The following is an 8,067-nucleotide window of genomic DNA, read 5'->3' on the forward strand; positions in this document are numbered from 1 at the left end:
GCGTCCATGACATCCACAGCCGCGCCGGAAACGCCGGAAACGACCACTTTCCAGTATCAGAAGCGAGGCCGTTGGCTCGATCATTGGGATCCGGACAATACAGAATTTTGGGAGAAGGGCGGCAAACAGACCGCCCGGAAAAATCTGATCTTCTCGGTATTCGCGGAGAATCTCGGATTCAGCGTCTGGGTGATCTGGGGCAGCATTGTCACCGCCATGGGCGCGGCCGGATTCGGCTTCCTCGAAGGACTCGGCAAAGGCAATCCCGTCGCGGTCAGCAACGCGCTGCTGCTGACCTCCACCCCCACCCTGGTGGGCGCGGCACTCCGGGTGCCCTACACCTTCGCCATCCCCAAGTTCGGCGGGCGCGCCTTCACCATGTTCAGCGCGGCCATGCTGCTGCTGCCCACGCTGGGCGTCGCCTTCTTCATCAACCAGCCCGATACACCCATGTGGGTGTTCATGGTGCTGGCGGCGCTGGCCGGTGTCGGCGGCGGCAACTTCTCCAGCTCGATGGCCAATATCAACTTCTTCTTCCCCGAGGGCAAGAAGGGCGCGGCGCTGGGCATCAATGCCGCGGGCGGCAATATGGGCGTCGCGCAGACCCAACTGCTGGTGCCGCTGGTCATCACGCTGGGCACCCATCTGCTGGCCAAGGACCCGGCCGGTTACCGCTTCGGTATCACCCTCGCCGTACTCATGTGGGTTCCGTTCATCCTCGCCGCCATGTTCGCCGCGATGCGCTACATGGACTCGATCTCCGGCGCGAAGTCCGACGGCAGCTCCTACCGGATCGCCCTCACCAACCGGCACACCTGGGTGATGGCCTTCCTCTACATCGGCACCTTCGGCTCGTTCATCGGCTTCTCCTTCGCCTTCCCCACGCTGCTCAAGGCGAATTTCCCACACCTGGCCGGAATCGGCTGGATGAGCACCCTGGGCAACCTCGCCTTCCTCGGCGCCTTCGTCGGTTCCTTCAGCAGGCCCTTCGGCGGCTGGATCTCCGACAAGGTCGGCAGCGGTGCCCGCATCACCACCTTCGTCTTCACCGGTATGGCCGTGGCCACCGCGCTCATCATGCTGTCGCTGTCGGCCAAGAGCTTCCCGCTGTACCTGGCCTCGTTCCTGCTGCTGTTCGTGCTCACCGGTATCGGCAACGGCTCCACCTACCGCATGATCCCGTCCATCTTCGGTGCCCAGGCCCGCCGCTACGCCAGCGAACACGGCCAGGACACGGCCGTGGCGCTCGCCTCCGCCAAGCGACAGGCCGGCGCGGCCATCGGCGTGATCGGTGCGGTCGGCGCGGGCGGCGGCTGGCTGCTCCAGCAGGCGCTGCGCCTGTCGAACACCAACTTCGGCACCATGGCGCCCGCCTTCTGGGGTTACGCGGTGGCCTTCCTGGTCATGGCCGGGGTGACCTGGTGGTTCTACCTGCGGTCATCCTTCGCGGTGAGCCGGGTGCCCTCCCTGGCCTACGCGAGCGTGTAGTCGCCTGTCCCAGCGTGTGATACGAAGTGCGTCCGTATCACATATCCGGGCGCGGTGGCGACCGTCGCCTCCCCCTCGTGGCCGCCATCGCCCCGTGATTCGCGATGCCCGTCCCGTCGACACCGGCGGGGCGGGCGTCGCGGTGTCCGGTGAAACCCGCTGTGCGACGGCTCAGAGCAGCAGGCGGATCATGTCGGCGGTGCGGTTCAGGCCCGGGAAGGCCTCCGGGGTGGAGCGCGGGTGCAGGGCGTGCACCGCGAGGCGGAACATGACCGCGCGGACCAGCATCTGCGGCCATTCGGGCAGGCTCGACCAGCGTTCCAGCAGGCCGTCGTCCGCTCCACCCCAGGACAGCGCGTCCACCACGATGACGGCGGCCGCCCAGGACGGGGGTCGCCAGTAGGGCGTGATGTCGGTCAGACCCGGCGCGAAGGAACCGGAGAACAGCACGGTGCCGAACAGGTCGCCGTGCACCAGCTGCGGCGCCGCGGTCACCGGCTTGCGGAGGGTGGCCAGCTGGCCGATCAACTCCAGGCTGCGCTCCCCGTCCGGGGAGGTGGCGGGCAGCATGCCGCCGATCTTCAGGCTGCGCAGCGGCACCGCCTCCCAGGCGGCGCGGTCGGCGGCCACGAAGACGTCCACGTCCACCCAGGGCGCGATCGGAGGCTGCGCCAGGAAACGCGGGCGCTCCAATTGCGCGGTCGCCTGATGTAGTCGCAGCGAGACCGACACCACCTCGTCGTGCCGCGGTTCGGGCACCCCGTCCAGGAAGGTGTCCGCGCGCCATCCGGAGACGACGTAGCGGCCATCGGTGGCGCGCACCGGCCGCGCCAGGCGCAGCCCGTCCACGCGCAGCCCCTCCCGCACCTTCGCGCTCCAGGCCGCCCGCGCGTGATCGGTCACCGGACTCAGCACCACATCCGCGCAGCGCCAGCCGCCGTCCCAGGTCCCCAGCGGAACCGGCATCACCTCGCGCAGCCCGAAGGTGGCGCGCACATGCTCGGGAGGTTCCACAGCAGTCATGGTCACGCGCGTACCGTACCCGCGCAATGGAACCGAAAATCGGAGCCACACCGGACACACCGCCCGGTCGGAACCGGCACGCAATCGCACTGTGACCGCAATGTCCGCCATTGCGCGGTCAGCGCCCGCTACCGGCCCGGATAGCGCCGAACCGCTGGAGACCGCAGGATGGAGGATGCTCGCGCACGATCGGCAGACGGGAACGCAGGTGCGCAACGGACGATACGGCGACCACCGGGCGACCACAGCCGCCGCCCGGCCCGCGAACGGCCACGACATCGGTTCGGACGGTGACAGCCTGGTCTGGTACGCCGCCTACGGATCGAATCTGCTGACCGCGCGGTTTCGCTATTACCTCGAGGGCGGAACGCCGGACGGCACCACCCGGGTGTACTCGGGCTTCCGGAATCGGCGGCCGCCGGTGCGCAGCGCACCGCTGACGCTGCCCGGGTGCGTCTACTTCAGCGGTGAGTCGCGGGTGTGGGGCGGCGGGATGGCGTTCTACGCGCCCGAGCGCTGCGCGGGCTGGCCCGGGCAGGCCGCCGCGCGCGGTTATCTGCTCACGGCGGGCCAGTTCGCGGATCTGGTCGAGCAGGAGATGCACCGATCCGCGCGCGCGGAGCTGGATCTGGCGCGGGTGCTGCGCGACGGCCGCGACACTCTCGGCCCCGGCCGCTACGAAACCCTGGTCCGTGTCGGCGACCTCGACGGCCACCCGATCCTTACCTGTACGGCCCCCTGGACCCCGCCCACGATCGAGCTGCGCCCGCCCAGCGCGCGCTACCTGGGCCTGATCGCGACAGGCCTGCACGAAACCCACGGCTGGCCCCACCACCGCGTCCGCGCGTACACCGCCGAACTGCCGGGCATTCGGGACCACTGGAACCACACGGACCTGGACACGGTGATCACGACCGCCCTGGGAATCGTCACTCGGCGCACAGCCGCCCTGCGGGCGCCCGGCCCGGACTGATCGCCGCAGGGGTCTGCGGGGTTCGGCGGGCCGGGCGGGCGGGTCAGTACACCGGGAGGGAGGTGTCGACCTGGTTGGCCCAGGCGACGATGCCGCCCTGGAGGTGGGTGGCGTCGGAGAAGCCCGCGTTCTTCAGAGCGGCGAGGGCTTCGGCGGAGCGGATGCCGGTCTTGCAGTAGAGGGTGATGGGGGTGTTCTGCGGGAGTTCGGCGAGGGCCTCGCCGGAGAGGATGCGGTCCTTGGGGACGAGGGTCGCGCCCTCGATGCGGACGATGTCCCACTCCACCGGCTCACGGACGTCGACGACGGCGACGGGCTTGCCCGCGTCCAGCATGTCCTTGAGTTCGCGGGCGGTGACGGTGGAACCGATCGCCGCCGCCTGGCCCTCCTCCGACACCACACCGCAGAAGGCGTCGTAGTCGATGAGCTCGGTGATCGGCTGCCGGTCCGGGTCGCGGCGCAGCTTGATGGTCCGGTAGGTCATATCCAGTGCGTCGTAGACCATGAGGCGGCCCAGCAGCGGATCGCCCATACCGGTCAGCAGCTTGATGGCCTCGGTGACCATGATCGACCCGATGGAGGCGCACAGCACGCCCAGCACACCGCCCTCGGCGCAGGAGGGCACCATGCCCGGCGGCGGCGCTTCCGGGTACAGGTCGCGGTAGTTGATGCCGCGCCCGTCGGGGGCGTCCTCCCAGAAGACCGATACCTGGCCCTCGAAGCGGTAGATCGAACCCCACACGTAGGGCTTCCCGGCCAGCACGGCGGCATCGTTGACCAGGTAGCGGGTGGCGAAGTTGTCGGTGCCGTCCACGATCAGGTCGTAGTCGCGGAACAGTTCGATCGCGTTCTCGGGTTCGAGGCGGATCTTGTGCAGATTCACCGTGATGCCCGAGTTGATCTCCAGAATGGAGTCACGCGCCGAATCGGCCTTGGACCGGCCGATATCGGACTCACCGTGGATGATCTGCCGTTGCAGGTTGGAGGCATCGACCTCGTCGAACTCCACGATGCCGAGGGTGCCCACACCCGCGGCGGCGAGGTACAGCAGCGCCGGGGAGCCGAGCCCGCCCGCACCGATCACCAGCACCTTGGCGTTCTTCAAGCGTTTCTGCCCGTCCACGCCCAGATCCGGGATGATCAGGTGGCGGCTGTAGCGGGCGACCTCGTCCCGGGTCAGCTCCGCGGCCGGCTCGACGAGCGGCGGCAGGGACTTGGTGGATGACACGTCCTGGACTCCTCGAATCGAATTCACCGATCACGCCTGCCGCGACACGGCAGCACACCGTAGTGCAACACGGCGGACCGGGGCGTTCTTCCCCAGCCTAGGCGGCGTCAGCCGCGCGGATACGGCCAGGGGTTGAAGCGGCACTTCTTGCCGTCCATGGGCACCACCCCGTGCGGATCGAGCGCGGCGATCTCGTTGTTCTTGGTGCCGAAGGTCTGCTGCATCATCACCGGGGCCAGGCCGCCGTCGGACTCACACGGCTGATGCTCGTGGTAGCCGATGGCGTGGCCGACCTCGTGGTTGACCAGGTACTGCCGATACGAGCCGATATCGCCCTCGTAGGACAGCGCGCCGCGCACCCAGCGCACCTCCGACAGCACCACCCGGCCCAGATCGGAGTTGTAACAGGAGGAATCGATGGGGATCTCGAATCCGCATGCGGTGCGGGTGGTTTCGCGGGAGGTGAGCGATATGCGGAAATCCGGTTCTCCGGAATCGACGCGGCGGAAGCCGAACCGCGGATCGTGGGTCCAGCTCTTGGGATTGGCGAGGGTGGCCTCCACCATCGCGGCCACCGATGCGTCGCCCCCGATTCCGGAGGTGTCCATTCCGTCCTCGATTTCGACGGTGTAGGTGAATACCCGTTCGGTGCCGGTGCCGACCTGCTGTGTGGTGCCCGGAACCACATGCCAGGTGCCCGCACCGGTCACCGCATAGGGGCCGCCGTCGGGCAATGCGCCGGTGGGCAGGTCGGCGGCGAATTTGCCGTCACCTTTGGGCGGTGCGCCGTAAATTCCCGTTTCTTCGGAGCGCTCGCTCAATCGCCCGAAACCGGGCGCCGACCCGGCACTCTGTCCGCCGCCGCGCACCGCGTCCCAGACCACCAGAATCGTGACGAACAACAGCACCGGCAAGGCGTAGGCACGCCAGCCGTAGGTGGAGACGAATCGCCCCAGCGCGCTCTGTTTCTTGGTCTCACGCTGCGGTCGGGAGCGATTGCGGGTGTCCTCGGGCGGCGCGGTCGGATCCCAGCGGGCCCGTAGCGGCTGATGTGGATGCGGGAGCTGCGGCCCCGCACCGTCGTCGGTGCGCGCGGCGACGCTGCCCGCGTCGGTGTAGAGCCCCAGCGGGTCATAAACCGGCCCGGTCGGTTTGCCTTTGCGTTTCGAGCCGCCGAGAGCGCGCGGCGTGGCAGTTCCCAGGGGGCGGCGTGAATCGCGCCCGCCGGAATATCTGCCCCCATGGTCGGTCACGCACTCCAGCGTCTCACAGTGACGCAACCCGGCCGGACGGGCCGCGCGGCCCCCGGTGACGCTGCGATATATCTCACCCGAACATTGCGGCGGATCTCACAAAGCGGTAGTCGTTCTTACATACTGTGACGCGCGACAACATCCAGCACACCAAAAATCGGAACCAGGATCGCCCGCGGTGTCCCGTGCGAGTATCGTTCGATGGATACCCGGCGCACATCCTCCACGTCCGGGAATCAACTGGGAGATCGGATAATGACAGACCTCGTGGACCGGATGACTGCGCGCCGCAGTTCGTCCGAGGCCATGGCGCCGAGTAAGCGCGGAACCCGCCTGCCCCGTGACGCCCGCCGCGCTCAGCTACTCGCCGCCGCCAGTGAGGTCTTCGTGCTGCGCGGCTATCACGCCGCGGGCATGGATGAGATCTCGCAATGCGCGGGCGTCAGCAAACCCGTGCTGTACCAGCACTTCTCATCCAAGCTGGAGCTGTATCTGGCGGTCCTGCAGAACTATGTGGACGCCCTGGTGTCGAGCGTGCGGCAGGCGCTGCGCTCCACCACCGACAACAAGCAGCGGGTGAAGGCGGCCGTCCAGGCGTACTTCGACTTCGTCGACCACGAGACGCAGGGCTTCCGACTGGTCTTCGAATCCGACCTCACCAACGAACCGCAGGTGCAGCGGCGGGTCGAGCAGGCCACCGAGGCCTGTGTGGACGCGGTGTTCGACCTGGTCGCCCACGATTCCGGACTGGACCCCTACCGCGCCCGCGTACTGGCGGTCGGCCTGGTCGGCGCGAGCCAGTTCAGCGCCCGCTACTGGCTGGAGGCGGACCGGCCCATCCCCAAAGAGGAAGCGGTCGACACCACCGTCGCACTCTGCTGGGGCGGCCTCAAGCACGTCCCACTCCACCCCATCGACTGACGATCTCCCCCCGACGAAAACGAGTGCCCCGTTGAGCGATTCAACGGGGCACTCGTCGTTTCAGGGTTCTCACACGGCGGCGAAGCCGACGCGGCCGCTGGTGGAGGTGCCGATCTCGACGTAGGCGACCTTCGCGGCCTGGATCAGGTACTTGCGGCCCTTCTCGTCGACCAGCGCGACCACGCCGCCGTCGCCCTGCAGCGCACCGGTCACCAGCGCCTCGACCTCTTCGGGGGTCTGCGAGCTGGCGATCACCAGTTCACGCGGGCTATCCGAAATACCGATCTTGACCTCCACGGCCAACCTCCGAACGTAGTGTCCTGTGCTGTCTCCGACCAGGCTAATGCAGGGCGCGGCGGGTCCGTCAGCGACCGCCCTGCGCTGACAGCGAACAGTGCGCGCCACCGCGACCGGCCCCGCTCGGGACCCGGTTCCCCGCTCAGCCGGTATAGGTCCGGTAGCGCAGATTCGCGCGCAGCCGACCGACCAGACCGGCGGTGTGCATGATCCACAGCCCGGGCGGGACCAGACGGCGGGTGAACGGGTTCAGCGGATGGCACAGCACCGCCACCACGAGCGAGGTCAGGGCGGCGCGCATCGGAATCCGCGGACAGCCGAGGGGCCGATGCTTGACGCACACCTCGGCGTAGCCGTATCCGTAGCCGACACACTGTCGCCACGCGGCCCGCCACTCCGTGCGCAGGCGGTAGGCGATCAGCGCGTCCGGCGCGTGCCCGAACGACAGCCCGGCCTGCTGCACCCGCCACGTGATGTCGACGTCGTCGCCACCGGTGATCAGAGCCTCGTCGTACCCGCCGATCTTCTCGAAGGCCGTGCGCCAGTAGGCCGTATTGTTCCCATTCGCGAACGGCAGCCAGTGGGTGGCGAAGCCCTCGGCGGGTGCGGGCACCGGCCGCCAGGTGGCGGACGCGCGGTCGTTGAGCGTATCCGACTCGATCGCCCCGCCCACCGCGTCGTACTCCGCGGCGGCCCGGACCAGTGCGCTCAGCCAATGGGGGTATACACGGTCGTCCTGGTCGATGAACACCAGGAAGTCGCCCGCGGCGACCGCCGCCGCGTTGTTGCGGGCGAACGGTGCACCCGCGGTGGCGGAGCTGTCGATATAGCGCACAGTGAGCCGTTCGCGCACCGGATGATTCGCGATGTGCGCGCGCAGGCCG

At 68.5% G+C, this 8,067-nt stretch carries 8 protein-coding genes; 3 read left to right on the top strand and 5 right to left on the bottom strand.

Annotation, left to right across the window (positions count from 1 at the left end; all coding sequences use genetic code 11):
- The first annotated feature begins 6 nt into the window (after positions 1-6).
- On the top strand, positions 7-1,488 hold the full coding sequence (locus tag ON31_RS22660) for an MFS transporter (RefSeq protein WP_039816584.1): 1,482 nt from the start codon (positions 7-9) through the stop codon (positions 1,486-1,488).
- 171 nt (positions 1,489-1,659) lie between these two features.
- Here the strand turns inward: ON31_RS22660 and ON31_RS22665 are convergent, their stop codons facing one another.
- The gene (locus ON31_RS22665; protein WP_039816634.1) at positions 1,660-2,511 is read right to left on the bottom strand and encodes a TIGR02569 family protein; all 852 of its coding nucleotides are present in this window, start codon (positions 2,509-2,511) and stop codon (positions 1,660-1,662) included.
- Positions 2,512-2,686: 175 nt separating this feature from the next.
- On the opposite strand from ON31_RS22665, the gene ON31_RS22670 reads away from it, so the two are divergent.
- Entirely contained in the window at positions 2,687-3,484 is a 798-nt protein-coding gene (locus tag ON31_RS22670) for a histone deacetylase (RefSeq protein ID WP_174385115.1), read from the top strand.
- Positions 3,485-3,527: 43 nt separating this feature from the next.
- Here the strand turns inward: ON31_RS22670 and moeZ are convergent, their stop codons facing one another.
- Positions 3,528-4,712, bottom strand: coding sequence for an adenylyltransferase/sulfurtransferase MoeZ (gene moeZ, locus ON31_RS22675; protein WP_039816586.1), 1,185 nt, complete (start codon positions 4,710-4,712; stop codon positions 3,528-3,530).
- Between the two features lie 107 nt (positions 4,713-4,819).
- Positions 4,820-5,965 (bottom strand): DUF3152 domain-containing protein, encoded by a 1,146-nt coding sequence (locus tag ON31_RS22680; protein ID WP_039816588.1) that lies wholly within the window; start codon positions 5,963-5,965, stop codon positions 4,820-4,822.
- A 255-nt stretch (positions 5,966-6,220) separates the two neighbouring features.
- Here ON31_RS22680 and fasR point away from each other — a divergent pair, with 255 nt between their 5' ends.
- Complete coding sequence (gene fasR, locus ON31_RS22685; protein WP_039816589.1) at positions 6,221-6,886, top strand: HTH-type transcriptional activator FasR; 666 nt, start codon at positions 6,221-6,223, stop codon at positions 6,884-6,886.
- Between the two features lie 69 nt (positions 6,887-6,955).
- On the opposite strand, the gene ON31_RS22690 is transcribed toward fasR, so the two are convergent.
- Together ON31_RS22690 and ON31_RS22695 are read right to left on the bottom strand one after the other, a co-directional pair.
- Positions 6,956-7,183: a DUF3107 domain-containing protein gene (locus ON31_RS22690; protein ID WP_029931622.1), complete on the bottom strand. Its 228-nt coding sequence runs from the start codon at positions 7,181-7,183 to the stop codon at positions 6,956-6,958.
- Between the two features lie 142 nt (positions 7,184-7,325).
- On the bottom strand, positions 7,326-8,067 hold a 742-nt coding region (locus tag ON31_RS22695), incomplete at its 5' end, for a glycosyltransferase family 2 protein (RefSeq protein ID WP_039816590.1).

This window comes from Nocardia otitidiscaviarum NBRC 14405 (genome assembly GCF_000308635.1).
Lineage (GTDB): Bacteria > Actinomycetota > Actinomycetes > Mycobacteriales > Mycobacteriaceae > Nocardia > Nocardia otitidiscaviarum.

Bases quoted from the DNA above. Each gene is read 5' to 3' on its own strand.
- ON31_RS22665 (WP_039816634.1), bottom strand. From the start codon at position 2,511: ATGACTGCTGTGGAACCTCCCGAGCATGTGCGCGCCACCTTCGGGCTG.
- ON31_RS22660 (WP_039816584.1), top strand. From the start codon at position 7: ATGACATCCACAGCCGCGCCGGAAACGCCGGAAACGACCACTTTCCAG.
- fasR (WP_039816589.1), top strand. From the start codon at position 6,221: ATGACAGACCTCGTGGACCGGATGACTGCGCGCCGCAGTTCGTCCGAG.
- ON31_RS22670 (WP_174385115.1), top strand. From the start codon at position 2,687: ATGCTCGCGCACGATCGGCAGACGGGAACGCAGGTGCGCAACGGACGA.